This is a genomic window from Aeromicrobium sp. PE09-221, assembly GCF_002174305.1.
Classification (GTDB): domain Bacteria; phylum Actinomycetota; class Actinomycetes; order Propionibacteriales; family Nocardioidaceae; genus Aeromicrobium.
Genome location: NZ_MIJB01000006.1, coordinates 1 through 23,874, shown reverse-complemented (window position 1 = coordinate 23,874; position 23,874 = coordinate 1). Strand labels below are relative to the sequence as shown.

Here is a 23,874-nt window from a genome sequence, read left to right as displayed (position 1 = left end):
GCCCGCGGGGGCCGTCACCTTTCGCTGTCGTCACGTTCACATCGTCCACACCTGAAGGGCACGCCGTGGGCCAGCCAGGTGTCGGCTGGGGCGCCGTCGCCCTCCATGTCACCGCGGGCGCCAGCGGCGAGGCAGGCACGAGCCGCTGCCGTGCTGCCTTCAGCCACGGCGGTGGCCGGCGGTTGGCCGCCGCGCATCTCGATGACCGCGCGCGCCGTGAAGGCATCGCCGGCACCGATCGTATCCAGCGGCTCCTGCATGAGGTGGCTGGGCTCGCGGTGCCACGACGACCAGGATCCGCCGTCACGGCTGCGATAGCGTACCCCGGCGGCGCCTTCGGTGATGATCTGCAGTCGCGCATCGGGTGCCGTGGTCTCGAGCGCGGGGAGGAAGTGTTCGAGGTCTTCGCTCGAGACCTTGATGACCTGGGCGTGCCCGGCCAGGGCCCGCATGGCTGCTGTGGTGGACTCGCGCAGACTCGCCTCGAACCAGACGATGCCGTGAGCGGCGGCCGCCAGTTCCGTGCTGAGCGGTGCGGCGACATCGGCGAGCAGTACATCCGCGGTGGAGGCGCGATTCCAGAACGCCGGGGGAAGCTCATCGGGTCGGGGGATCTCCAGCCGGTGGCCGCGGGGTCGGCCACACCGCGGGCAGGTGAACAACAACGATGCTGTTCCGCGGTCGACACCGTCGAGAATCTGGAAGACCCGCGGGCTCAGGTACCCCTCACGGACCACGAGGCCTTCGGTACCCACCCCCCACCGGCGCAGGTCCTCGATGATCATGTCGCCGACCGAGTCCGGTCCGATGAGGGAGACCACGTCGACCTCCCAGCCGGCCGCGGCGAGCCTGACGGCGATATTGGCACCCGAGTTGCCGACGGCTGCGCTGGCGGTGGACGCATCCGTGCTGGTGGCTACGAGATCCATCGAGACGGTGCCGACCACGACGGCCCGCGGGCTCATCGCGCGGCCTCCGCGGCCGGCCTCGTGGCTCTCGTGCCGTCGGCACCGTAGCGCTCGGTCAGCCAGATCTCGAGCAGACCGAGGATCGTATAGGCCAGGACGGATAGCAGGACGATGACGAGAATCCCCGCCCACATCTCGGTATAACGGAAGTTCGCTCGAGCCAGGTTGATGAACGTGCCGATGCCCTCGCCGGTCGCGATGTACTCGGTCAGGATCACGCCGCTGAGTGAGGCGGGTAATGCGAGCTTGGAGGCCGAGATGAGCCCGGGGACGGCGCTGGGAAGACGCACCCATAGGAGCGTGCGCCACGCTCTGCCGCCCAGCACCCGGGTGAGGTCGAGAGCTCCGCGCGATGCCGAACGCATGCCAGCGGTCAGGTTGACGAAACAGGAGAAGAAGGTGATCAGGACGCAGACGCTGACCGTGGTCGCGGGTCCGCGTCCCACCAGCATGATGACCAAGGGGGTGATCACGATGACGGGCATCACGCCGAGGGCGACCGCCAAAGGAGTGATGGCGCGGGAGACTGCGGGATGTGAGGTGACGGCGGCGGCCAGGCCGATGGCGATCAGGATCGCGATCACATAGCCGAGAGTCAGCAGCATGAAGGTGCTGACGAGAGCCGTCCCGAGCGAGGAGAGGCTCTCCGGTGTGCGGAGATATCCCAGAGCCTGAAGGGGGCCGCGCAGGAACTGATTGGTCGGCAGTGCGAGGTAGGCGACCTGCCATAACAGCAGCAGGACGAGGACGGGGCCGAGGCCGGCCGACAGCTCGGTGGCGAGGAGCCGCAGCGGGGCGAAGGCGCGGGGCCGGGGAGTGGAAGTCATCGGGTCAGCTCTTCAGTCCAGGGAAGGAGACGGGTGATCAGCTCGATGGCGAGGAAGGAGGCGGCGCAGACCAGGGTGATCACGACACCGAGTGCATAGGCACGCGGTGCGTTGAGCTGTGCCAGGCTGTTGATCATCAGGACACCGACTCCCCGCGCTCCGCCGAAGTACTCGGCGAGGGTGGTGCCGAGGATCGCGGTCGGGATGGCGATGCGCGCCGCGACCAGCAGTTCGCGCGTGCCGGAGGGGATCTGGACCCGTAGGAAGTACATCGGGCGGCCGCCTCCGAGGACGGCTCGCAGGTCCTCCCACTCGCGATGGCGCGCGGTGAGGCCCTGTACGAGGGCTATGTAGACCGGGAAGACGACCGAGATCGCGGCGAGGGCGATGTGCGGGCCCGGCAGGTCCAGTACGAGGAACAGCAGGGGTGCGATGGCGGCGAGGGGGAGGCAGAAGACGATGGTCAGCTGTCGTGTCAACGGTCGTCGCAGGATGGGTAGGGCGACCGCGATCAAGGCGAAGGCGAAAGCGACGGCGACCCCCCACGCCAAGCCCTGAGCCGCCGAGCCGAGCGTCACGCCCAAGGCCGGCGCGATGATATTCCAGTCCTCCGCGAGGGTGGCCAGCACCTCGATGGGGGTGGGGAGCAGCAGTCCACCCCCCGCGGCGATGCCGGCGTACCACTGCCAGAGCAGGAGGAATGCGAGGACGACGAGCGTCCCGGGCAGGTGATCGCGTAGTCGGCGCGGTAATCCGCCGAGGGTCGAGACGAGCGTCGTCATGCCGCCGGCTCCGCGCTGCGGAGGCTGTCGCTGACTGTCGCGCACAGACGGAAGAACTCCTCGCTGCGCAACAGCTCGGTGCCTCGTGGTCGGGGGAAGGGCACCTCGATGATGTCGACGACCCTGCCCGGGCGAGGACTCATCACGACGATCGCATCACTGAGCAGCACGGCCTCGGCCACCGAGTGGGTGACCATGACGGTCGTGATCCCCTCGTGCATCCAGATGCGCTGGAGTTCCATGTTGAGCTTCTCGCGGAGGAGCTCGTCGAGAGCGCCGAAGGGTTCGTCCAAGAGGAGCAGCTGTGGTCGGGTGACCAGCGCACGTGCGATGGACACGCGCTGGCGCATACCGCCGGACAACTGCGCCGGGCGAGCCTTCTCGAAACCGCGTAGACCGACCAACTCGATCAGATGTCGCACATAGTCGGGATCCTTCGGCAGTCCCGCGGTCTGGAGGGCAAAGGCGATATTGCGTTCGACCGTGCGCCAGGGCAGTAGAGCCGAGTCTTGGAAGGCCATGCCCAGTTCGTGGGCTCTGACGCGCTGCAAGGGTGGCTGCCCGCCCAGTTCGATGGTGCCGGCGGAGGGTGTCTCGAGTGAGGCGAGTGCTCGGAGCAGGGTTGACTTGCCGGAGCCGCTCGACCCGACGAGGGAGACGAAACCCCCGGGCGGAACGGTGAAGGAGATGTCGCGGAGGGCCTCGACGGGCCCCGCCGCGGTGGCGAACGTCTTGCTGACGTTCGCCACCGCGATGTCGATCGTGTGGTCCATGCCGATGTCGTCCTCAGCCCAGGCTGTCCATAGGTGGCAGCTGGCCGAAGTCCGGGTCCTCCTCGTAGATCTCATCCAGCAGGGACATATCGACATAACCCTCCCCGTCGAGGGGCAGGTCGGTTCCGAGGATCGAGTTGAGCGTCTCCATCGACAGAGTCAGCTCGTCGCCGGCCATGTAGCCGATGCCCCGTTCCTCCGTGGTGGGGGAGTAGAAGAGCTCGGCGGCGGCCTTCGCGGTGGCGAGCTCGGTCTCGTAGTCCAGACCGAGCTCTTGTCCGTAGCGCTCGACCGTCAGCTCGGCGGCGGCCTCGGGGTCATTGATCATGTCGAGCTGGCCCTGGAGGTCAGCCTTGAGCAGGCGCTTGATCTGGTCGCGCTTCTGCTCGTCCTCGAGATCCTCACGTCGCACGGTGTAGACGTCGACGTAGTAGCCGTAGCCGAAGTCCTGGAGCAGGAAGGCGTTCGCTTCCATGCCCTGGGCTTCCAGGAGGGCCGGGCCCTCGGTGATGAAGCCGAGGTAGGCGTCGACATCGTCGGCGGCGATGGCCTCGGGTCCGGTGGTGATCGGGACGACCTCGACGGTGGAGGTGTCGATACCTGCTGTGCTGGAGAATTGCTCCCACACTGACTGGGATGTGGCCGAGATGCCGACGCGCTTGCCCTCCAGGTCCGCGGGCTCGGTGATGTCGTCCTCGGCTCGGGAGATGAACGAGAGCGGGCTCTTCTGGTACATCGTGCCGACGACGACATAGTCGCCGTTGTCCTGGTTCAGGGTCGCGGGTTCGGTGAGTCCGGCAAAGGCCGCGAGCGCTTGACCTGAGCTCAGCGCCGCCATGAAGTCGACATTGGGACCGCCTGTGAGGATGTCGACGTCGAGACCGGCTTCCTCGTAGTATCCGTTCTCGTCGGCGAGGTAGGAGCCCGCCCAGGTCGCGTTGGTGATCCAGTTCAACTGGAGTCCCACCTGGTCGGTTCCGCTTGCCGAGTCGTCACCGCTGCCGCCACATGCGGCGAGCCCGGCCAGGAGTGTGACGCTGGCGGCTGCTGTGGCGCCGCGGCGCCACAAGGAAGTGGTCAAAGACATGAGAGGTGCCTTTCATTTCGGGGGATGGGGGAGGAGGGACATGGGGTCGAGGTCGTACAGCAGATCGCCGAAGGTGTTCCGGCTGCCCCACCCGATGTCGATGCCGCGAACTCGGCCGAGAGCTCCGATGATGAACAGCAGGTACACCAGCGAGCCGACCTGTTCGGCCGCGGGAGAGCCGCCGGGCACGGGAAGGCCGGCATGCGGCACGGTGGGGGGCAAGACTGCCAGAGACGAGTCGGCGTAGGTCGTCTCACGCTGTCCGTAGAGTGCGAGGACGCCGACATCGGACAACTGCGGCAGCATCATCTGATAGCGCCCGTGAGCGAAGTTGCGGTACTCCGACATGGTCAGTGAGCCGATCCCGGACTCGGCGAACTTGGAGTCCAGGTCGATTGCCGCGCTCCGGGTATCCGGCCCGTGCAGGAAGATGAGGTTCTGTCGGCTGAGGGGCCCGCGCAGGGTCTCGGTGAGCTCGTCGAGGAAGGAGTCGACGTCCCCGGAGGAGAGGAAGGCCGACAGGTCGGCCGGTACGTCGCCGAGACTCGGATAGGCCTCCGCGAAGGCGCGTGCGAGGACCACCGCCTGGGCGAGGAGCACGTTGACGGCCACCCAGCCGTGCACATCGGGGAGCAATTCGAAGGCGAAGACGGGAACGCTGGTGCCCGACAACAGGTCGGCCCCGTTGGAGCTCGACTTGCCGCAGAAGACGGCCGTGTCGACACCTGTCTGTGGCAGCAGCCGGCAGCAGGCGAGTGAATCGCTGTGACCTCCACTGGCTGTCACCAGCAGCAGGGCGGTGTTGGTGGCCTCACCCAGGAGGTAGAGGTCCATGGGCTCGCGGCTCACGCCGACCTGGCCGGTGGCCCGGTGGTGCAGCGTTGCCGCGAGCTCGGCGATGGCCAGGGAGCCGCCGGCACCGAGGGACACCAGCGGCCGGTCTCCGTGCTCGCGAAGCCATGCGGCGAGTTCGGAGACATCGGCGCGGGCAGCCGCCGCGTACGTCGCGGGAAGGTCGCGCAGCTCGTCGATGTAGTCAACGACGACGAAACGGTCGAAGTCGGTGACGGCTGATGAGGGGTGATGCGATGTCATGATCCTCTTCTGGGTTGTCGGGATTGCCGTGATGAGGCGGTCAGTGCAGGCGGGCGATGATGGTGTCGTTATTGGGGTCGGACGGCGCGCGTTCGACGCGCACGTTCGGAAAGCCCGCCGCGTTCAGGGTTTCGACCCAGGACTCGCATCCCCACATGCCGCCCGGGGCGATCCCCGGTCGACGCATCGCGAGGGGCAGGCAGTGGTAGAGGCCGAAGGCGAGGACGCCGATGGCGTGGGGATCGGTGATGTTGACGGCCATGTCTCGGACGAAGCCGAGCTCGTGCAGGTACAGCACACCGTCTTCGGCGAGGAGAGGCCGTATGCGCCGGAAGAATGTCCCGGGATCGGCGAGGTCGTGGGCGACATTGGCGGCCATCACCAGGTGGAAGGGGGCCTCGAATGTGTTGAGGGGGTCATCACCGTCCTCCACGTCGAGGACGTGGAGGGTGACATTGGTGAGGCCGAGTCGGGCGACACGTTCCCGTGCGATGTCCAGGGAGTCCGGTGACTGGTCGCAGCCGATGAAGGTCGAGGTCGGGTAGCGTTCGGCGAGCAGGCACAGCGCCTGACCGGTTCCGCAGCCGATGTCGAGCACGCGGACTCCGGAGCTGAGCGCCGGGTGGACTCCGAGGAGCGGCACCACCTCGTCGAGTAGTGCGGTGGCGAAGATCGGTCCGCTCTCCGTGGCGAGTACCTCGACGATGCGCCCCTCATAGGCCGACGTCGGTAGACCGCCTCCGGTGCGGGCCGCCTCGACCAGTTCGTCCTCCAGCGCACCGAGCGCGGTGATCTGTGTCGTGATCCTGGACCAGTGTTCGGGGCCGCCTCGAGGTGTCAGCACAGCAGCGTAACCGGGGCGGAGGTGGAAGCGGGTCGGTTCCTGCGGGCCGCTGCAGGTGTGATCGGCGATGCCACCGGCGACGAGGGCCCACACCCACTCCTGGACGTAACGAGCGTTCACGTCCGCAGCTAGGGCGATCTCTTCGGCCGTGCGGGGTGTGCCGTCAGCCATGGCTTCGTGCAGTCCGAGCCGTTCTCCGAAGGACAGCAGGAGGCCCAGCCAGGCGTCGTTCATGATCCGCACGACGTGCTCGGTGGGTGTCATGTCCATGAGGATATGGGGCAAAACTCCATTATGGACATTGTGTGATGGAGTTTTACTCCATCGTTACGTCACGGCAACGCGAGGCCCGCGGATCGGGGGTGGACTGCCGGTACGTGCCTCGAATCGCCGTTTCTTGGGGAGAGCGATCCCTGGGTCAGGCCAGCAGGCCCGGGTGCGCGATGATCTCGTGGCAGGCGATGTCACGCCGCCGGTGGAGACCGGCAGGAACGTCCTCGCGCAGTTCGAGACCCAGATGACCCGATGCCAGTCCGGCCTCCAGGAGGGACGGGAGCTGCTCACCCTCGATCGCCCGGGCGAGCAGCGCGGCCAGGACACCGCTGATATCGCTGCGCACATAACCGATGTCGTGGTCGTGGAGCTTCAGGAAGCCGAATGTCGACGCGCCGAGACGGCGTGCCTCGGCGGCCGCGGCGTCTCCCGCGGCGTCTGCGCTGGTCAGCAGTACCGCGCAGCCGAGGTCCGCCACGAGCTGGCGTCCACTACGGCGCGCGGTATCGACCGCATCGAAGGACGGAAGGTGCACGAGGTGGGTCGTGCCCCCGGTCGCCGCCGCCTCCACCCCGGAACTGAATGCTGCAGCGAGGCGCCGCTGGGTCCGTACGGCAGGTCCGGCGATGAGGCCGACGGGGGCGCCGGCCGCGGCGAGCGCACCGATCTCACCGGCCAGCCTGGCCGCCTCGGCCCACGCCCAGTCGACGACCGTGACCCCCTCCATGCCTTCCAGTTCGACCGGACGGTCACTGAGGATGATGGTCGCGTCCGCGGGTGAGGCGCGGACGAGGGCTTCGTACTGGATGCCATGGGCGAGGATGACATCTGCCTCGGGCAACGCATCGGGCAGGCCGACGATGTAGTCGGTCGTGACCTCCGCGGGCAGGGTGCGGGCGGCCGCTACGGCGGCGTCGGCCCAGCTGCCGTCTCCGGGGGGAACGGGCAGCAGAACGGCGACACGGGTCATGGGTCCTCCGGGGATGTGGGGTCGATTGGTGTCGGTCACGGTGCGGAGGGGGCCCAGTAGCGCTGGCCGGCGGCCGAGCGTTCCCGGTCCATGGCCTCCAGCCGCTGCAGCCCGTTCACCAGGGTGGAGGTGGCGTCCTCGATGCCGGCTCCCACGTGCAGGGTCCGCCCCGAGGGATAGGTGTCGGTGACGCCGAGCACGGCGCCGGTACGTCGGCCGAATAGCGAGCCGAGGGTGACGACGGCGGAGGCCTCGCGGTCGTTGGCGAGTACACCCGCGCGGATCCAGTAGTCCACTGCCTCGGCGTGCCGGGGTTGTAGATAGCCGCCCACCGACGGCCGTCCGTTGCCGAGGATGTCGGAGTCCGTGGAGCGTGTGGTCCCCGCATGCAGGGAAGCTCCCAGGTCTTGACCGGCGCCGACGAAGGCGGTCACGACATCGTACGAGGCCGCGGCCGGATAGGCGGCATCGACATATGTGCGGCTCATGCCGTCCTCGCGCACGACTCCGGTCGAGACCACGACATCCCCCGGGTGCACGAATGGGTGCAGTCCCGCGCCCGTGCCGAAGTAGATGAACACATCGGCCTGCGTATGCTCGAGGAGCTCGACGAGGGCGAGTTCCATCTCCGGGCAACCGCTGCCGGTGGCCACCACGGTGACGCGGCTCTCGCCGAGGGGAGCGGTGCTTGCCTGGAAGAGGCCGGAGGAGCCGGCCGATTCGGCAGGTCCGAAGCGGGAGGCGAGGGTGTCCGCATGGCTGCTGCCCTCGTGGCCGCCGAGCGGATCGCGGACGCTGAGCACGACGTAGCGGCCCACCTTCGAGGGTTCGATACCCGTGAGCGCAGGGCGCCCGTCGATGGACAGCCCTCGTTCGGGCATGACGTCGCGGTAGGGGTATTCCTCGGCGATGCGGCGCCGAACCTTGGTCGCCGCGACGAGGTCGGCATCGTCGATCCCGGCTGGATCGTGGTATCCCGTCATCCGTGCTCTCCTTCGAGGGGTCTGATCTCAACTGTTGCGGCGAGCGTGGTCGCTCGCGACCGGGCGGTGGCGCGATCGGCCGGATGGCCGGTCTGTTCGATGGCGCATGCCGCCGCCCCGGTGGCGATCCGGGCGGCGTCGGCCAACCCGTGGCCGCGGACCCATGCCGCGAGGAATGCGCCGGAGTAGGCATTGCCTCCACCGGTCGGATCGACAGCGGTGACATCGGCGGGGCCGGCGTGCAGGATCTGATCGTCATCGCCGATGATCGATCCGCGAGCACCTCGTCGCAGGACGATCACGCGGGGTCCGAGTGTGCGCAGAGCGGTGATGACGGCCTCGGGGCCGAGGTCGCCGAAGATGGCATGGGCCTCTTGCTCGTTCAACGAGACGATCGTGGTCTGGGCGAGGACATCGCGGGTCCGCTCGTCGAGCCCGGGGGTGCAGAGGGTCGCGGGGAGCTCCCACATGATCGGGGTGCCTGTGTGCTCGGCGTGCTGGAGCAGCGGAGGCCAGAAACCCGGATGGTGGTCACGGAATACGTAATACGCGAGCGGTGAGCGGATCGGCTCGGGGAGATCGGTGAGCATGGCTCGCATACGGACGTGGGCGGTCCAATCCGGTAGCGGCTCCTCCAGGCGCTGTTCGGGTTCGGGATAGCTGATCAGGGTCCTGGAGGTCTGGGCGCCGTCGAGCAGGAGGGCGTCGGTACCGATGCCGAGTCCGATCAGGTCGTCGCGCCATGGATCGAGGTCGTCCCCGACACGTGAGGCCAGCTGGACGGAGTCCGATACGACCGCGGCACCGAAGGCGGCCCAGAATCCCGATCCTCCGAGCGCGACCTGTCCGGAGTCCTTGAACTCGTCGAGGACCAGCCGTGAGATCACGAGGATCTCGGGCCGCGACGTTCGCGGGTCGGGCTGTTGCTCGCGCGGGGCCGTCACGGTGCTCCCTTCGGTGGTATCGAGCGTCGCCTCTCGACCTCGCCGATAATCGTGACCGCCGCGGTCAGCAGGGCGGCCGCGGCGAGACCCACTCCGAGGTGCAGTTGGAGCAGGAGCGCGCCTGTGGCCGCGCCCGCGAGCATGAACAGCACCGCCGCTATGCGGCGCCGAGCGTGGGGGGCGCCTCGGCGGTTGCCGAGGCTGGAGTCGGCGGCCAGACCCGTGATGGTGGAGGTGACCACGACGGTGGTGACGTCTTTCACGGCCAGTTGCCGGGCGGTCGCGGCCTGGAGTCCCATGGCGATGCCGAGGCTGCCGGTGATCGTGGCGGCACCGATCTCGTCGTATCCGGGGGCGATGAGCAACCAGGTCGCGGTGATGGCCAGGAGGGTGGCGACCGAGGTGAAGATCGCGGAGCTCTGAACGGTCCACCCGGCGGGGTTCTGGCGCTGTACCCGACCGGCGACCGTGGCTCCTGCCAGGAACCCGGCGAGGGCCAACGCCGGGCCGAGTACGGGCAGGCCGTCGGCCTGCGCGAGGCCCATGCCGAGGATGACGATATTTCCGGTCATGTTCGCGGTGAAGACGCGATCGAGGCCGAGGAAGCCGATGGCATCGACGACTCCGGCGGAGAAAGTCAGCGCGAGCATTAGAGGGAGGTGCGCGGGTCGGGGGGGAGCACTCATGGTGATGCTAGTATGCACTTGGTCCAACCAAAGTACCAACAAGACCAAGTACGGCTGTATCGCTGCGGACCCGCCGTGGCCGTCATCTGGAGGTGCCTTCATGCAGATCCCACGGATCGAACGGCCGGTCGGCACCATCGGTGGTGTGGTCGGCGCCCACCTGTTGAAGCTCATCGCTACGGAGCTCAAGCCCGGGGATCGGCTCCCTCCGGAGCGCGAGTTGGCCGCGAGCATGGGTGTCTCGCGCACATCGGTCCGTGACGCCCTGGCCGAGTTGCACCAGCGCGGCTTGGTGGATCGGCGGCCCGGGCGCGGTACGACGGTCCTCGCACCGCCGGAGCATGTCGGCGAGTTGGAAGAGAGACTCGCCGAGGAGGCTGCGCGGCATACTGATGCTGCCGAATTGCGGTTGATCGTCGAACCCCAGGTGGCCGCGCTGGCGGCCCGTCGCGCGGGGGAGAGCGACCTTCTCGCGCTGGAGCGGATCCTCGCCGACTCGGCTGGCGAATTGACGGCGGAGACCTCTCTGGAGCTCGATATCCGCTTCCATCTGCAGCTTGCAACCGCGAGTCGCAATCCCTTGCTGGAGCCATTGTGCGCTCTGACCAGTGAGTGGGTGCGCGAGGTGCGGACCTGTTCGCATCGGACCACGGCGGGACGAGAGCGGTCCCTCGAAGGGCACCGCATCATCTACCGGGCGGTGCGGGCAGGGGATGCCGATGCGGCCTGCGAGGCGATGGTCGCGCACCTCGGTGAGGTCGCCGCTCTCGGGTCCGGAATACTCGGGGATGGCCGATGATGTTGCGATCGGGTGAGGGTCCCTGTCCCGGACAGGAGTACCTCCCAGCCCGGCCCCAGGAGCTCTTCTGGGGCCGCCTCCCCTGTGCCGCGGATACCCCTGTGCTGTCGGTACGGGCGGGGACATCGGTCACGGTCGACACGGTCTCGCATGAGGGGATCCTCGAGGACCAGGGCAGCGATCCGGTGGCATTCTTCGGGCGTTCCGGGGTCGCTCCCGACGCTGTCTTGCCGGAGGCTCGTGATCTCGCCTCCGGGCGTTTCGTGCGTCGTGGCGTCCAGGACGGGCCGCATGTGGTGACGGGCCCTGTCGAGGTTCTCGGGGCGCAACCCGGTGATCTGCTGGCGATCACGGTCCTCTCGACCCACCGTCGCGTGCCATACGGCATCGTGTCGAATCGTCATGGCCGTGGGGCTCTGCCCGGTCAGCTGCCCCGGGCGCCGGGCACGTTCAGCGTCTACGCCGAGGTCGAGCAGTCACCTGGTGACGATGGCTCGGCTCCCGCGTTCGCCCGGATGCTGCGGCGGTCGGGCGGTTCGGAGCACGTCCGTATTCCGTTGCGGCCGTTCCTCGGGATCATGGGGGTGGCGGTCCCGGGTGGGGAGCGCCCCCACTCGGTGCCGCCCGGGGCTCACGGCGGCAATATCGATATCAATCTGCTCACCGTCGGCAGCACCCTGTATCTGCCGGTCCGGGTGCCGGGAGCGTTGGCCTATGTCGGTGATCCGCACTTTGCCCAGGGCGACGGGGAGGTGGCGCTGACCGCGATGGAGGCATCGCTGCGTGCGACGCTGCGCTTCGATGTGCTCGCAGCGGGTGAGGCCACGGAGCGTTTCGGTGAGGTGGCTGGGCCTTTGGGGGAGACGGTCGACTTCCTGATCCCGACGGGCCTGGATGAGGACCTCGATGTGGCAGTTCAGAACTGCGTGCGCTCCGCGCTCGGGTTGTTGCAGGTGGCGTACGGGATGGACGAGGCCCATGCGTACGCCTACTTGAGCGCCGCAACGGACTTCGACATCTCTCAAGTCGTGGATCTCGTCAAGGGGGTCCACGCCCGCATCCGTAAGGCGGACTTTCGGTGACCTGCCGAGCAGCGATATCCGTGTTTGGATCGATGGGACGTCCATCGGAGAGGGGAGATCGCTTATGCCCGAGAAGATCGTGTACACCGCGTCCGCCACGTCCACCGGCGATGGCCGCAATGGCCACGTCCGCAGTAGCGACGGTCATATCGACACCGAGGTGCGTACTCCGGCGGAGATGGGGGGCGAGGGCGGTGCGACGAATCCTGAGCAGCTCTTCGCCGCCGGTTATGCCGCGTGCTTCCACTCGGCTTTGAAAGCCAGCAGCAAGCAGCATGGGGTCGACATCGTGGACTCGGCGGTGACCGCCGAGGTGGGTATCGGGCCCAAGGAGGGCGGGGGCTTCGAACTCGCGGTGACGCTGAATGTCGAACTCGGCGGAGGTGTCTCACAGGAGGAGGCGCAGCGTGCCGTGGAGGCCGCACACCAGGTCTGCCCCTACTCGAATGCCACCCGCGGCAATATCGAGGTCACGCTCACAGTCGACATCGCCTAGTCGCGGGTGCGGTGCCGATCACCGCACTGTTATCAGCTTGCTCGATGATGTGGATTCGAATCTTTTGTTTCCCTGAAACCAGGCGTGCGGGGTAGCTTCGCCAGGTCGGTGCTCGACGGAGGGCTTCGACTCAGACGAACTTCGATCCCGGAGACGATCACATGTCGACCAGCGCTGATTCATCCGCCCCTGAGCGATCTACGACGGTGAGCCGAGGGCAGCTCGCCTCGCTGCGGGCCGCCGTCGCCGGCAATGTCCTCGAATGGTTCGACTGGACTCTCTATGCCGTGTTCTCGACCTATATCGCGGCGCACTTCTTCAATGACGATAATCCGTCCTCGGCTTTGCTCTCCACCTTGGCCGTGTTCGCCGTCGGCTTCCTCGCCCGCCCTGTCGGCGGACTGGTGTTCGGACGGATCGCCGATCGGCGCGGTCGCAAGTTCGTGCTGATCGTGACGATCTCGCTGATGTCGCTGGCGAGCCTCGGGATCGCAGTGGCACCCGGATATGAACGCCTCGGTGTATGGGCATCGGTCATCCTGGTGGTCCTGAGGCTGTTGCAGGGCCTCGCGCACGGTGGTGAGTCGGGGGTCGCCTACACCTATGTCTCGGAGATCGCCCCTCCTGCACGACGTGGCCTGTGGTCCAGCTCGGTGTTCTTCGCCGTGACGATGGGCGTCATGTTCGCGACCGCGCTGGGCGCGATCTTCAATGTGGCCCTGGGTGACCAGGCGATGGACGACTGGGGCTGGCGTCTGGCCTTCGTCGTGGGGGCAGTGCTCGGTCTCGGTGTCCTGTGGCTCCGCCGGACAGCGGAGGAGACCAGTGAGTTCGCGCAGGCTGACGAGGAGGAAGAGGTCTCGCCGTCGCTGGCGTTCAAATCCGGTCTCCTGGTGATCATGCTCGCCTGCGGGCACAACTGTGCATACTACGTGTGGGCGACCTTCGCGGCCTCCTTCGCGATCTCGGCTCGTGGCATGGACGCGCAGAGCGCCTTCGTGGCCAGCCTCCTCGCTCAGGCGGTCGCTCTGGTCATGCTGCCGGTGTGGGGACATCTCTCGGACAAGGTCGGTCGGCGTCCGATGATCATCGCGATGGGTGTCGCGGCGATCCTGTTCTACTACCCGCTGTCGTTGCTGATCAGCGATGCGCCGTGGACGCTGTTCGTGGCCCAGGCCGCCGGCATGACGATCTGGGCGATGGGTGCGGCGATGTACCCCGCCTTCAGCTCCGAGTTGTTCCCGACCAAGATCCGGGCTACCAGCGTCGCCTTCGCGACCTCGGTGTCGGTGGCACTGTTCGGTGGCACGGCGCCCTATCTGATGACATGGTTCAGCCAGAACGATGTCGAGTGGGTCTTCTTCGTCTGGGTGGGTGTGCTGTCGTCGATGGCCATCATCGGAGGTGTGCTCGTGCGGGAGACCAAGGGCGTGGACCTCGGAGCGGTGCGGAGCCCGTTCAGAAGGGATCTGACGAAGGATCGGGAGAGCTCATGAGCTGGCAGACCGAGTATCCGCGGAGGGTTCCGGCCCGTCGTCCCGAGGGCCATACGCCGCGAGCGCCGCGGTGGACGTTGAGCTTCGACGAGCCCACGTCATTGCTGACCAGCGACTATCTCGCGATCCAGGTCGACTCCATGGAGGCGGCGGGTGTCGAGGAGTTCCTCGCGGCGGCACGCGCCTCCTGGGGTCAGGACCATGCGCCGGAGTCGTATGAGCTGCTGGCCTTCGTCGACGCGCAGGGTGCCCTCAACCTCGTGTCGCTCGGCTATTGGCGCGATGCGACGGAGCATGCGCGTTGGTGCCTGACGGCGGATCTGCCGCGGTGGTTCGCCGGCCTCGAGCCGAGGACATTGTCGTTCGGGATGTGGCATGAGGTCATCCAGGTGCCGATGGACAGGTTCGAGACGATCTACTCCGATCCGGCGCGGCCCTTCGGGATGGCGGGGTGCCCGGGTACCGAGCGGGTCCCGATGACGACCAACGGGTACTTCGGCGCGGCACGCGACCGTTTCCCGGTCTCGGCCATCGATCGGCTGGAGGCGCCCACACCGCACCGACGCAGGGAGCCGCTGGCTCCCTCGCGAGGTCGGCGGCTGCGGGCGGAGTCCGGGCACAATGCGATCGCGATCCGTTCGGGGCAGTACTGGGAGGAGTCCGAGGGAGATCAGCTCGTGGACTATGAGGAGAATCTGCAGTCGAAGTTGATGACCGGCATGAGATTCCTGCAGGAGCACGCCGATCAGCAGGGGGTGATGTCGCTGCGGATCATGACGAGTCTGGATGTGGAGACATTGCGCCCCCGCCGGGAGACTTCGGTGCTCGGCCACTTCGCGGAGATGGAGTTGCTGGAGCGCTGGGCGGAGGGCCATGAGACCCATGCCGCGATCTACGAGCACGCGATCGAGAAGAAGCGCGAGTACGGTGATGAGCGCTCCGTGGTCACCTGGCATGAGGTGTTCGCGATGGTGGCGTCGACGGCCTATGAGTATGTCAACTGCCACGAGGAGACGGGGATCCTCCCGTATGCGGTCTCGGTGTCGTCGGTGGAGCCATGACCCCGTCCGATGATGTGCCCGTCGAGCTGCGAGGGCACGATCTCAACCTGTTCGTGGTCTTTCTCGCGTTGATCGAGGAGCGGAACGTGACCCGTACGGCGGAACGTCTGCGGATGAGCCAGGCAGCGGTGAGCGCGGCGTTGGCGAGATTGCGGAAGATGCACGACGATCCGCTCTTCGTGCGTGCGTCACACGGGGTGGAGCCGACGGTCAAGGCCTTGCGGCTCGTGGATCCGGTCCGTGAGGGACTGGGACGTCTGCGTGTGGCGATCGCGGGTGAGCCGGTCTTCGACCCGGTTGCCGATCCGATGGAGTTTCGAGTGGCGATGTCCGATGATCTGGAGGCGCTGTTGCTCCCGGCGATGATCCGGGGGGTCACCGCGGCGAGTCCGGGGTCCTCGGTCTTCTGCGTCCAGGCGAATCGCATGACCCTGGTGGATCTGCTGGAGTCGGGGCAGGTCCAGCTGGGTGTTGCGGCCTCGTCGTCGTGGGGGTCGGGTATCCGCAGCTCCACGTTATTCGAGTCCGGCTATGCCTGCGTCTACGACCGTGAAGCTCTCGGACGCGCCGGTGCCCTGACCTTCGAGGAGTATCTGGCGGTCGACCACCTGATGGTGTCGGCCGATGCGACGCGTGGCATCGTCGACGACGTGCTGGCGGAGTCCGGACACCGCCGCCGGCGGGTGGCGTCCACGGCGCACTTCGCGATGGTGCCGTTGCTGCTGTCGGGGCTTGCCGCGGTGGCGACGATCCCCCGACACGCCGCCGAGGTCTTCGCGACTATGTCCGGCCTCGAGGTGACGACGCCGCCCATCGACCTGCCCCGCTTCGGTGTGTCGATGGTGTGGCACGGCAGTGACGACAACGACCCGCGGATCGCGTGGCTCCGGGAGCAAGCCAGGAGCTCGGCCGGATGCATGCGCCCGAACGGTCTCGATCTCCCAGGAGGACCAGCATGACCAGGATCGCCATCGCTCAGCTCGGCTCGGTGGCCTTCGATCCGAAGGCCACCGCGGACAAGGCAGTCGACGCGATCACCGAGGCGGCCGCCGAAGGCGCCCGCGTGGTCGTCTTCCCCGAGGCATTCATCGGCACCTACCCGAAGGGCCTGACCTTCGGCAGCCCGATCGGGCGGCGCACGGAGGAGGGCCGCGACGAGTACCTCCGGTATTGGGAGGGCGCGATCGCTCTCGACGGTCCCGAGATCGCGCAGTTGGCAGAGGCCTGCCGGGCCGCGGGGGTCTTCGTGGTGGTGGGTGTCATCGAGCGGTGGGGGCGGACCCTGTATTGCACGGCGGTCATGATCGATGAGAACGGTGAGCTCGCGGGCCACCATCGCAAGGTGATGCCTACGGGGGCGGAGCGCCTCGTATGGGGCTTCGGTGATGGGTCGACGTTGCCGGTTGTGGATTCTCCGGCTGGCCGGCTCGGCACGGTCATCTGCTGGGAGAACTACATGCCGCTGCTGCGCACGGCGATGTACGGCCAGGGCATCGAGGTCTACTGTGCTCCGACGGCCGATGATCGCGACACCTGGGTGCCGAGCATGCAGCACATCGCACTGGAAGGGCGCTGTTATGTGCTCTCCGCCTGTCAGGTCATGCGGCGCCGTGACTACCCGGACGACTACGATTCCGCGATCGACGCGGCCCCCGATGACCTGATGATGCGCGGTGGCAGTGCGGTCATCGCGCCGACCGGTGAGGTCCTCGCCGGTCCGGTGTTCGGGGAGGAGTGCCTCTTGTACGCCGAAATCGACTCGCGTGAGCTGGTGCGCCAGAGCCTCGACTTCGATGTCGCTGGCCACTATGCGCGGGCCGATATCTTCTCGGTCGAGGTCGATACCCGCCCCCAGCGGGCGGTCCAGCGGGCGGAGGGGACCGCCGGCTGACGAGGTGCTCCGGGGAATTCTGACGGATGGTGTTGCGCTGTGATGGATATGCGTGCTGCGTTCTATGAATCGTACGGTGACGTCGATGTGCTGCAGGTCGGGGAGCTGCCGGACCCTCGGGTGGGTCCGGGGGAGGCCCTCGTGGAGGTGCGTGCGGTGTCCATCAATCCCGTCGACTGGAAGGTCATGGCCGGAGGCTTGGATCCTTTGATGGAGGTCCGGTTCCCGGTGATACCGGGGTGGGATGTCGCGGGTGTCGTGCGAGCCGTCGGTCCCGATACGCCCGAGGTGCAGGTGGGTGACCATGTGCTGGCGTATGGGCGTAAGGACTGGGTCCAGGCGGGCACGTTCGCCGAGCTGGTCTCCGTGCCGGTGCGGGCGATCGCGCACAAGCCGCGCGAGCTGACGTGGCAGCAGGCGGCAGCCCTGCCGCTCGCGGGTCAGACCGCTGCGCGGACGATCCGTGATCGTCTGGACGTGGGTGAGGGAGATGTCGTGCTCGTGCATAACGCGGCCGGTGGTGTGGGGCGCATCGGTGTGCAGCTCGCGCGGGTGCTGGGTGCCAGCACGGTCATCGGGACGGCGTCGGAGCGTCACCATGATCGTCTACGGGAGCTCGGCGTGGTGCCGGTCGTCTACGGTGATGGTCTTGCGGAGCGGGTCCGCGAGATCGCACCGGAGGGTGTCGACGCCGTGGCCGACTTCGTCGGCGGTGTCTATGACGTCACGCGGGCGGTGCTCGCCGGCGGTGGCCGGCACGCGTCGATCGCCGAGCACGATGTGCCGGGCATCGAGGATGAGATCGTCTGGGTGCGCCCCGATGGTGAGCAGCTGCAGTGGCTCGTCGAGCTGGTGGCAACGGGCCGCGTCGAGATCGACATCACCCGCGAGTTCGAGGGGCTGGAGCAGGCCGCCGACGCGCTGCGCGCCAATCAGGAAGGACACGGCGGCGGCAAGGTCGTCCTCCGCATCAGCGAGGACTGAGCGCCGGTCCGGGCGCAGCCAGGCCCGAGGTGGCGGTCCCTGAGTCTCCGCCGAGGCAATCTTTTCATTACTTGATCTGCTAATGTTGTTTTATGAAAACAGCTGGTCCGGTGCTCCTGCCGTTACTGCGCTCTGAGGCGCAGGGGGAGATCATTGCGCGGATCATGCTGGACCCGGAGCAGGAGCGCTCGTTGACGGAGATCGCGCGTGAGGCGGGCGTTACTCCAGCTACGGCGATGCGTGAGGTGGACAGGCTGGTTCGGGCGGGGCTGGTGACTGAGCGGCGAGTGGGCACGGCTCGGCTGGTGCGTGCGGACCAGTCCAATCCCGCATTCCAGCCGTTGGCTGAATTGCTGGCGGTGACGTACGGGCCGGTGGTTGTGGTCGAGCGCTTGCTGTCGGAGGTTCCGGGTATCGAACGGGCTTATGTCTATGGTTCCTATGCCGCTCGACGGGCGGGGGACGAGGGGCGTACGCCACGGGACATCGACGTGCTCGTGGTCGGGCGGGTTCCGCGCGAGGCCTTGTTCGATGTGGCTGAGGAGGCTAGCCGGCGCGTGCGGCGTGAGGTCAATATCCGTCGGATCTCGCCGGAGGTCTGGGGTGAGGAATCAGATCCGTTTGTGGCAACGGTTAAGTCGCGTCCGCTGATCGAATTGGATGTGAGAGGGCATGGCTGAGCCGGGACGGTGGGCCGAAGGCGCCGCGACCATTGTGTCGATGATCGAATCGGGTGAGCTTGAGAGGGTTGCGGCCTCCGAGGTGCACGCGGAGCGATTGTTGACGGAGTCCGAGCGTCATCTGCGGTCTGCTGAGATTGTTGGCCGATGGCGACCCGCCCATGGCCTACGACTCCCTCTATGCGGCGGCCCGCAAGGCGTTGGCGGCCGTTCTGGCGAAGCAGGGACTGCGGGCGACCTCACAGGGCGGGCATCTGGCTGCGCAGCATGCGATTGAAGCCCAGCTCGGAAGGCTGCGTCATGTTGTTGGGGCATTCAACCGCATGCGCATCACGAGACATGAGGCCGACTACCCGATCTTCCTGCGGCAAGCGACATCGTCGAGGCGATGAGGAAACTGGTATCGCCCGTGGGGCCGTTCTGACTTGGCCGCATTCCTATGAACTCATCGGCGAATACGTGCTCGCGAACGAGCGTGTAATCGGCGAGCAGGTATGTGAGTTTGCTTTTCAGCGCGTGTCCCCGGCGAAATGCTCCGCCGCTCGGTGGTCAGCTCCGTGGTCTCTGCCCGCAGCGCCGTGTTCTCGGCTTCGAGTCGGGCGATCCTCTGCCCCGGCGTCTCGTCACCATGATCGTCTGCGGGAGCTCGGCGGCCTATGTTTGAACGACTGCCTTGCGAAAGGTCGACTACGATGCATGCAAAAGGTCGACTGGAGGATATGCAAACAGTAGAATATGGCTATGGCTACCTATCGATCACGAATCGCCGATCGTGAACTCGACGCGCGGCTCGGCTATATCGGTGCCGTCCTGATCGAGGGTCCGAAGGCTTGTGGGAAGACCGCGACGGCTACCCAACACGCCGAGACTGTGTTCCGGCTCGACGAGGATGAGACCGCCCGAAGCTTTGTGAAGCTCGCCCCCGAACGGCTGTTCGGCAATCCCGTTCCGATCCTGTTCGATGAATGGCAGGTCGAGCCGGCGATCTGGAACAAGGTGCGCCGTGAAGTCGACGACCGCGACGGCAAAGGCGTCTTCATCCTGACCGGTTCGGCGACACCCTCGGATGATGCCGCTCGACACTCGGGCTCGGGACGCTTCTCGGTGATGTCGATGCGCCCGATGAGTCTCTTCGAGTCCGGGCACTCCAATGGCGAGATGTCGCTGGCCAAGCTCTTGGACGGTGAGCGGCAGACCGGGTTAGGCACACATATTTCTTTCGATGAGCTCCTCGATCGCATCGTGATCGGCGGGTGGCCGGGGCTCATCGACGCCGACGAGACGAGTGCCCGCCGGTGGTTGCGCGATTACCTCGCGAATATCGTCGAGGTCGACATTCAGAAGCTCGGGTCGCGACGTGATCCGGGCAATCTACGACGACTCTTGGAGTCGCTTGGGCGGTCCGTGGGACAGGCAACCAAGGCGGCTGAGCTTGCCAAGGATGTCGGAGGCGAGGCTGGCCCGATCGCGAAGGAGACGTTGTCGGCCTACGTGAACGCGCTAGAACGTCTGCACCTGATCGAGAACTCCCAGGCCTGGCGTCCGCACATGCGTTCGCGGGCGCGCCTTCGCACTGCGCCAGTCCGGTACTTCGTCGACCCGTCCCTCGGTCCCGCCGCGCTGGGTGTAGGCACGAGGGAGTTGTCCTCCGATCTCAACGTCTTGGGTTTGCACTACGAGGCGCTCGTCATCCGGGACCTTCGTGTCTACGCACAGCTGCTTGATGCGAGGGTCGACGCGTGGCGTGATTCCAATGGCAATGAGATCGATGCCGTCGTCACAGCGGGGTCCGGCAGATGGGCGGCATTCGAGGTCAAGCTCAGCCCCGATGCTGTTGACGAGGCTGCGGCGGCGCTGTTGCGATTCGCGGCGAATATCGACACGTCTCGACACGGCGAGCCGTCCTGCCTGGGTGTCATTACGAGCACCGGCGCAGGCGGTCTACGCGAGGACGGTGTCCACGTCATCCCGATAGGTTGCCTCGGTCCCTGATGCGCGGGCCCTTGTCGCATATCTTGCGTATGTCCGGGTCCAGCTGGGCGGCATAGGAAACGGGGACGCGCGCCGATGGCGGTAAAGCTGTCCTTCCGCGCAGGCGAGGACCGAGACTAGCTCGTACTGGTGCCGGTGAGCCCGGGTGGTGCCGACACTGAATGGGCCTAGCTTCTCGAGCTGCTTCAGGGTGGGCGATGTCTCGCCGCTCAACCGCGCCTCGAAACGGGGAACGCGTTGACGAGCAGGCGGTGATCCCATCCGGCGCATGCGACAGCCCACCGGAGCATATCGGGGAGACCTCGACGCGAGGGGACACGAGGCACCTCCTGGAGTCGATACCGTAACTCTATCCGTGAAAGCCCGCCGGTTGAGCGGTTCGGCTACTTCCATTGGCTGCCGGCGACTCGGCGTCGTGCTGCATCAAGGTGGCCCGGTTCAGCACGTCGCTGTGGCTGCGGCGGGCGGGTCCTTCACGGCCACACCTCGCCGCCGTTCGCCGACACGTCGTCGGCGGATGGCGCGGACCGAGTCGGGTGCGACGCGGATGCTGGTGGAGCTGACGGCGGAGTGCGTGACGATCCGCGAGCAGGGTTATGCGTTCAGCGGTCGTGAGTCCACGGTGGAGTCCTGGTCCGTGGCGGCGCCGGTGTTCCGCAACCGGATCGTGGATGGGTGCGCTGGCGGTCGTCGTTCCGATGCCGCGATCAGAGCAGCGTTACATCAAACAGGTCACTGAGCGTCTCACCAGCGCGGCGGGCCCGCTGACGACTGAGCCGCTCAGTCCGTTCCGTAGATGTCGCGGGTGTAGACCTTGTCGCTGACGTCGGCGAGGTGGGCGGTGCGGCGGTTGGCGATGATGACGTCCGCGCGCTTCTTGAACTCGTCGAGGTCGTTCACGACTTCGGAGTTGAAGAAGAGGTCGTCGTCGAGGGTGGGTTCGTAGACGATGACCTCGACGCCCTTGGCTTTGATGCGTTTCATGACGCCCTGGATGGAGGAGGTCCGGAAGTTGTCCGAGCCCGCCTTCATGACGAGTCGGTAGACGCCGACGGTGGTGGGGTTGCGGCGCAGGATGTCGGCGGCGACGAAGTCCTTGCGGGTGGTGTTGGCGTCGACGATGGCCTGGATGAGGTTCTGGGGGACTTCGTCGTAATTGGCGCGCAGTTGCTTGGTGTCCTTGGGCAGGCAGTAACCGCCGTAGCCGAAGGACGGGTTGTTGTAGTGGCTGCCGATGCGGGGGTCGAGGCCGACGCCTTCGATGATCTGCTGGGTGTTGAGGCCGTGGTGGGCGGCGTAGGTGTCGAGCTCGTTGAAGTAAGCGACGCGCAAGGCCAGGTAGGTGTTGGCGAAGAGCTTGATGGCCTCGGCCTCGGTGGAGTCGGTGAGGAGAACGGGGACGTCCTCGTCGAGGGCGCCTTCGACGAGCAGGTCGGCGAACCGCTGCCCTGCCTCGCTGCGATCGCCTACGACGATCCTCGAGGGGTGGAGGTTGTCGTGGAGAGCCTTGCCTTCGCGCAGGAACTCGGGCGAGAAGATGATCGACGCGCCGGGGTGCTGTTCGCGCAGCGCGGCGGTGTAACCCACCGGGACGGTGGACTTGATGACGAGGTGTGCGCCGGGGTTGATGCGCAGTACGTCGTCGATCACAGCCTCGACGGAGCGAGTGTTGAAGTAGTTGGTCTCGGGGTCGTAGTCGGTCGGTGTCGCGATGATGACGAAGTCGGCGTCGGTGTAGGCCTCGGTTGGATCGAGGGTTGCGGTGAGCTTCAGTGGAATCTCGGCCAGGTAGCGCTCGATGTCCGCATCCTCGATGGGAGACTCACGCCGGTTGACCTGGTCGATTTTCGCCTCGTTGATGTCGACGAGGTATGTCTGGTGTTGCTGCGCGAGCACGATGGCATTCGACAAACCCACATACCCGGAGCCGGCGACGGCGATCTTCATGGTCCAACCGTAGAGGCTCCGTGTGGTCGCGATGAACGAAGAACGCAGAATCTCAGCCGCGGCTCGTGCACTCAGGTGCGCCATCGTGGCTTGGGCCGGGGCGTCCCTTGATCGTAAAGAGACGCTATTTTTGCCGTGGTACTGTGCGTCCTCGCACTGGAGGTGGGTTGTGGCGCGAGCTAGACGGGTTCTGCATGTGACGGAGTGCTACGCGGGTGGTGTGAGCAAGGCCATAGAGACGCTGGTCGCCCTCGCGGGGAATGTCGAGCACCATCTTGTTTGGAGTGGTGACGAATCACCCAGCACCGCGGTCTCGTATCGAAGTATTGAGGGCATGCCAAGGCCGCCCTGGGCTGCTGTGTCGACGGTTCGGCGCGCCGTGAAACGAGTGAGACCAGATATCGTTCATGTTCACTCAAGTTGGGCAGGTCTTTATTCCCGTGTCACCGACTTGGGGGTTCCGGTTCTGTATGAGCCGCATTGTTACAAATTTGACGACGCGACGCAGCCGAAATTTCTCCGTGCCTCCTATCGTCTTGCGGAAAAAATGCTTCTGCGAAGGACCCACTGCACGGTGGTTCTCTCGCCGCATGAAGAGAAGCTCGCGCGGTCACTCGGCCGGGACGTCCCGACCTGGTTTCTCCCCAACGTTGCTTCGGTGCGCCCCACGAGAGGTGAGGCTCTGACCGGATACCGTACCGAACGGAACGTGATGATGATCGGTCGCCTCAGCCGTCAGAAGGACCCCCACTTCTTCGCGGAAATGGTTCACCACGTGCGTGGCGAGTTGGACGATGTTCGTTTTTTGTGGGTTGGCGATGGGGATACTGCAACGCGAAAGCACCTCGAAGAGACGGGAGTCGAGGTAACTGGTTGGCTCTCGAAATCTGAAATGGCCGCTGTGCTGGCTCGCCCATCACTGTATTTCCACACCGCTCGCTACGAGGGATTTCCGCTCAGTATTCTGGATGCCGCGGCCTTTGAACATCCGATCGCTAGCTGTAGTTCCCCGGGAGGTTGTGAACGCGGTCGGCGGGGACGAAGCCTCCGATTCCGGTGTGGGGTCTGTGGTGATTGTAGGAGTGCAACCAGTCGGCGTAGGTCGCTGAGCGGTCCTCGTCAGACAGGTAGATCTGGGCGTATGCCCACTCGTCCATCAGGGTTCGGTTGAAGCGTTCGACCTTGCCGTTGGTTTGGGGCCGGTATGGCCGTGT

General features: G+C 66.3%; 25 protein-coding genes and 1 pseudogene. 12 read left to right on the top strand and 14 right to left on the bottom strand.

Annotated elements, in window-relative coordinates:
* Positions 1–14: 14 nt before the first annotated feature.
* The 11 genes from BHE97_RS03465 to BHE97_RS03415 form a co-directional block, all read right to left on the bottom strand.
* On the bottom strand, positions 15–965 hold the full coding sequence (locus BHE97_RS03465; RefSeq protein ID WP_087622635.1) for a carbohydrate kinase family protein: 951 nt from the start codon (positions 963–965) through the stop codon (positions 15–17).
* Positions 962–1,795 carry an ABC transporter permease subunit gene (locus BHE97_RS03460; protein WP_087622634.1) on the bottom strand — a complete coding sequence of 278 codons (834 nt, stop codon included), beginning with the start codon at positions 1,793–1,795 and terminating at the stop codon, positions 962–964. Before BHE97_RS03460 ends, BHE97_RS03465 begins: the two co-directional genes overlap by 4 nt.
* Positions 1,792–2,577 carry an ABC transporter permease subunit gene (locus BHE97_RS03455; protein WP_140399946.1) on the bottom strand — a complete coding sequence of 262 codons (786 nt, stop codon included), beginning with the start codon at positions 2,575–2,577 and terminating at the stop codon, positions 1,792–1,794. The genes BHE97_RS03460 and BHE97_RS03455 overlap by 4 nt, the downstream gene beginning before the upstream one ends.
* Complete coding sequence (locus BHE97_RS03450) at positions 2,574–3,350, bottom strand: ABC transporter ATP-binding protein (protein ID WP_087622632.1); 777 nt, start codon at positions 3,348–3,350, stop codon at positions 2,574–2,576. The genes BHE97_RS03455 and BHE97_RS03450 overlap by 4 nt, the downstream gene beginning before the upstream one ends.
* Positions 3,351–3,363: 13 nt before the next feature.
* The gene (locus BHE97_RS03445) at positions 3,364–4,437 is read right to left on the bottom strand and encodes an ABC transporter substrate-binding protein (RefSeq protein ID WP_087622631.1); all 1,074 of its coding nucleotides are present in this window, start codon (positions 4,435–4,437) and stop codon (positions 3,364–3,366) included.
* Between the two features lie 12 nt (positions 4,438–4,449).
* Positions 4,450–5,532, bottom strand: a complete 1,083-nt coding sequence (locus BHE97_RS03440; RefSeq protein ID WP_087622630.1) for a hypothetical protein — start codon at positions 5,530–5,532, stop codon at positions 4,450–4,452.
* A gap of 40 nt (positions 5,533–5,572) precedes the next feature.
* A complete protein-coding gene (locus BHE97_RS03435; protein WP_170931235.1) occupies positions 5,573–6,640 on the bottom strand; it encodes a class I SAM-dependent methyltransferase in 1,068 nt (355 codons plus the stop codon).
* Positions 6,641–6,794: 154 nt separating this feature from the next.
* Positions 6,795–7,619, bottom strand: coding sequence for a BMP family ABC transporter substrate-binding protein (locus BHE97_RS03430; RefSeq protein ID WP_087622628.1), 825 nt, complete (start codon positions 7,617–7,619; stop codon positions 6,795–6,797).
* Positions 7,620–7,654: 35 nt separating this feature from the next.
* Positions 7,655–8,602, bottom strand: a complete 948-nt coding sequence (locus BHE97_RS03425; RefSeq protein ID WP_087622627.1) for a hypothetical protein — start codon at positions 8,600–8,602, stop codon at positions 7,655–7,657.
* Positions 8,599–9,546 carry a carbohydrate kinase family protein gene (locus tag BHE97_RS03420; protein ID WP_087622626.1) on the bottom strand — a complete coding sequence of 316 codons (948 nt, stop codon included), beginning with the start codon at positions 9,544–9,546 and terminating at the stop codon, positions 8,599–8,601. Before BHE97_RS03420 ends, BHE97_RS03425 begins: the two co-directional genes overlap by 4 nt.
* Positions 9,543–10,232 carry a YoaK family protein gene (locus BHE97_RS03415; RefSeq protein WP_087622625.1) on the bottom strand — a complete coding sequence of 230 codons (690 nt, stop codon included), beginning with the start codon at positions 10,230–10,232 and terminating at the stop codon, positions 9,543–9,545. Before BHE97_RS03415 ends, BHE97_RS03420 begins: the two co-directional genes overlap by 4 nt.
* Before the next feature lie 100 nt (positions 10,233–10,332).
* Here BHE97_RS03415 and BHE97_RS03410 point away from each other — a divergent pair, with 100 nt between their 5' ends.
* The 10 genes from BHE97_RS03410 to BHE97_RS03365 all read left to right on the top strand — a co-directional run bounded on the left by BHE97_RS03410 (position 10,333) and on the right by BHE97_RS03365 (position 19,113).
* Positions 10,333–11,031 carry an FCD domain-containing protein gene (locus BHE97_RS03410; protein ID WP_087622624.1) on the top strand — a complete coding sequence of 233 codons (699 nt, stop codon included), beginning with the start codon at positions 10,333–10,335 and terminating at the stop codon, positions 11,029–11,031.
* Complete coding sequence (locus BHE97_RS03405; RefSeq protein WP_087622623.1) at positions 11,028–12,113, top strand: acetamidase/formamidase family protein; 1,086 nt, start codon at positions 11,028–11,030, stop codon at positions 12,111–12,113. Before BHE97_RS03410 ends, BHE97_RS03405 begins: the two co-directional genes overlap by 4 nt.
* 64 nt (positions 12,114–12,177) lie before the next feature.
* The gene (locus BHE97_RS03400; protein ID WP_087622622.1) at positions 12,178–12,609 is read left to right on the top strand and encodes an organic hydroperoxide resistance protein; all 432 of its coding nucleotides are present in this window, start codon (positions 12,178–12,180) and stop codon (positions 12,607–12,609) included.
* A 206-nt stretch (positions 12,610–12,815) separates the two neighbouring features.
* Positions 12,816–14,105: an MFS transporter gene (locus BHE97_RS03395; RefSeq protein WP_201791295.1), complete on the top strand. Its 1,290-nt coding sequence runs from the start codon at positions 12,816–12,818 to the stop codon at positions 14,103–14,105.
* The gene (locus tag BHE97_RS03390) at positions 14,102–15,166 is read left to right on the top strand and encodes a phenylacetaldoxime dehydratase family protein (protein WP_087622620.1); all 1,065 of its coding nucleotides are present in this window, start codon (positions 14,102–14,104) and stop codon (positions 15,164–15,166) included. The genes BHE97_RS03395 and BHE97_RS03390 overlap by 4 nt, the downstream gene beginning before the upstream one ends.
* A complete protein-coding gene (locus BHE97_RS03385) occupies positions 15,163–16,125 on the top strand; it encodes a LysR family transcriptional regulator (protein ID WP_087622619.1) in 963 nt (320 codons plus the stop codon). Before BHE97_RS03390 ends, BHE97_RS03385 begins: the two co-directional genes overlap by 4 nt.
* Complete coding sequence (locus tag BHE97_RS03380) at positions 16,122–17,057, top strand: carbon-nitrogen hydrolase family protein (RefSeq protein WP_087622618.1); 936 nt, start codon at positions 16,122–16,124, stop codon at positions 17,055–17,057. The genes BHE97_RS03385 and BHE97_RS03380 overlap by 4 nt, the downstream gene beginning before the upstream one ends.
* Positions 17,058–17,105: 48 nt before the next feature.
* Entirely contained in the window at positions 17,106–18,041 is a 936-nt protein-coding gene (locus BHE97_RS03375) for an NADP-dependent oxidoreductase (RefSeq protein ID WP_170931241.1), read from the top strand.
* Positions 18,042–18,133: 92 nt separating this feature from the next.
* The gene (locus BHE97_RS03370) at positions 18,134–18,721 is read left to right on the top strand and encodes a MarR family transcriptional regulator (protein WP_087622616.1); all 588 of its coding nucleotides are present in this window, start codon (positions 18,134–18,136) and stop codon (positions 18,719–18,721) included.
* A 161-nt stretch (positions 18,722–18,882) separates the two neighbouring features.
* Complete coding sequence (locus BHE97_RS03365; protein WP_087622615.1) at positions 18,883–19,113, top strand: hypothetical protein; 231 nt, start codon at positions 18,883–18,885, stop codon at positions 19,111–19,113.
* Positions 19,114–19,201: 88 nt separating this feature from the next.
* On the opposite strand, the pseudogene BHE97_RS20580 reads toward BHE97_RS03365, so the two are convergent.
* Positions 19,202–19,349 (bottom strand): annotated as a pseudogene (locus BHE97_RS20580) (IS3 family transposase); the annotation flags it as partial.
* A gap of 113 nt (positions 19,350–19,462) precedes the next feature.
* Between BHE97_RS20580 and BHE97_RS03360 the strand changes: the two are divergent.
* Together BHE97_RS03360 and BHE97_RS20005 are read left to right on the top strand one after the other, a co-directional pair.
* Positions 19,463–20,713 carry a DUF4143 domain-containing protein gene (locus BHE97_RS03360; RefSeq protein ID WP_087622614.1) on the top strand — a complete coding sequence of 417 codons (1,251 nt, stop codon included), beginning with the start codon at positions 19,463–19,465 and terminating at the stop codon, positions 20,711–20,713.
* A 517-nt stretch (positions 20,714–21,230) separates the two neighbouring features.
* Complete coding sequence (locus BHE97_RS20005) at positions 21,231–21,452, top strand: IclR family transcriptional regulator C-terminal domain-containing protein (protein WP_087622613.1); 222 nt, start codon at positions 21,231–21,233, stop codon at positions 21,450–21,452.
* Positions 21,453–21,493: 41 nt separating this feature from the next.
* Here BHE97_RS20005 and BHE97_RS03350 read toward each other — a convergent pair whose 3' ends face one another.
* Together BHE97_RS03350 and BHE97_RS20575 are read right to left on the bottom strand one after the other, a co-directional pair.
* Positions 21,494–22,660, bottom strand: a complete 1,167-nt coding sequence (locus BHE97_RS03350) for a nucleotide sugar dehydrogenase (protein WP_087622612.1) — start codon at positions 22,658–22,660, stop codon at positions 21,494–21,496.
* A 995-nt stretch (positions 22,661–23,655) separates the two neighbouring features.
* Positions 23,656–23,874 (bottom strand): integrase core domain-containing protein (locus tag BHE97_RS20575; protein ID WP_236757507.1); only part of this gene is annotated, 219 nt, incomplete at its 5' end.

What these genes read in the sequence shown, in the direction of transcription:
- BHE97_RS03465 (WP_087622635.1), bottom strand. Translation starts at nt 965, where the DNA reads ATGAGCCCGCGGGCCGTCGTGGTCGGCACCGTCTCGATGGATCTCGTA.
- BHE97_RS03460 (WP_087622634.1), bottom strand. Translation starts at nt 1,795, where the DNA reads ATGACTTCCACTCCCCGGCCCCGCGCCTTCGCCCCGCTGCGGCTCCTC.
- BHE97_RS03455 (WP_140399946.1), bottom strand. Translation starts at nt 2,577, where the DNA reads ATGACGACGCTCGTCTCGACCCTCGGCGGATTACCGCGCCGACTACGC.
- BHE97_RS03450 (WP_087622632.1), bottom strand. Translation starts at nt 3,350, where the DNA reads ATGGACCACACGATCGACATCGCGGTGGCGAACGTCAGCAAGACGTTC.
- BHE97_RS03445 (WP_087622631.1), bottom strand. Translation starts at nt 4,437, where the DNA reads ATGTCTTTGACCACTTCCTTGTGGCGCCGCGGCGCCACAGCAGCCGCC.
- BHE97_RS03440 (WP_087622630.1), bottom strand. Translation starts at nt 5,532, where the DNA reads ATGACATCGCATCACCCCTCATCAGCCGTCACCGACTTCGACCGTTTC.
- BHE97_RS03435 (WP_170931235.1), bottom strand. Translation starts at nt 6,640, where the DNA reads ATGACACCCACCGAGCACGTCGTGCGGATCATGAACGACGCCTGGCTG.
- BHE97_RS03430 (WP_087622628.1), bottom strand. Translation starts at nt 7,619, where the DNA reads ATGACCCGTGTCGCCGTTCTGCTGCCCGTTCCCCCCGGAGACGGCAGC.
- BHE97_RS03425 (WP_087622627.1), bottom strand. Translation starts at nt 8,602, where the DNA reads ATGACGGGATACCACGATCCAGCCGGGATCGACGATGCCGACCTCGTC.
- BHE97_RS03415 (WP_087622625.1), bottom strand. Translation starts at nt 10,232, where the DNA reads ATGAGTGCTCCCCCCCGACCCGCGCACCTCCCTCTAATGCTCGCGCTG.
- BHE97_RS03410 (WP_087622624.1), top strand. Translation starts at nt 10,333, where the DNA reads ATGCAGATCCCACGGATCGAACGGCCGGTCGGCACCATCGGTGGTGTG.
- BHE97_RS03405 (WP_087622623.1), top strand. Translation starts at nt 11,028, where the DNA reads ATGATGTTGCGATCGGGTGAGGGTCCCTGTCCCGGACAGGAGTACCTC.
- BHE97_RS03400 (WP_087622622.1), top strand. Translation starts at nt 12,178, where the DNA reads ATGCCCGAGAAGATCGTGTACACCGCGTCCGCCACGTCCACCGGCGAT.
- BHE97_RS03390 (WP_087622620.1), top strand. Translation starts at nt 14,102, where the DNA reads ATGAGCTGGCAGACCGAGTATCCGCGGAGGGTTCCGGCCCGTCGTCCC.
- BHE97_RS03385 (WP_087622619.1), top strand. Translation starts at nt 15,163, where the DNA reads ATGACCCCGTCCGATGATGTGCCCGTCGAGCTGCGAGGGCACGATCTC.
- BHE97_RS03380 (WP_087622618.1), top strand. Translation starts at nt 16,122, where the DNA reads ATGACCAGGATCGCCATCGCTCAGCTCGGCTCGGTGGCCTTCGATCCG.
- BHE97_RS03375 (WP_170931241.1), top strand. Translation starts at nt 17,106, where the DNA reads ATGCGTGCTGCGTTCTATGAATCGTACGGTGACGTCGATGTGCTGCAG.
- BHE97_RS03370 (WP_087622616.1), top strand. Translation starts at nt 18,134, where the DNA reads ATGAAAACAGCTGGTCCGGTGCTCCTGCCGTTACTGCGCTCTGAGGCG.
- BHE97_RS03365 (WP_087622615.1), top strand. Translation starts at nt 18,883, where the DNA reads ATGGCCTACGACTCCCTCTATGCGGCGGCCCGCAAGGCGTTGGCGGCC.
- BHE97_RS03360 (WP_087622614.1), top strand. Translation starts at nt 19,463, where the DNA reads ATGGCTACCTATCGATCACGAATCGCCGATCGTGAACTCGACGCGCGG.
- BHE97_RS20005 (WP_087622613.1), top strand. Translation starts at nt 21,231, where the DNA reads ATGGCGCGGACCGAGTCGGGTGCGACGCGGATGCTGGTGGAGCTGACG.
- BHE97_RS03350 (WP_087622612.1), bottom strand. Translation starts at nt 22,660, where the DNA reads ATGAAGATCGCCGTCGCCGGCTCCGGGTATGTGGGTTTGTCGAATGCC.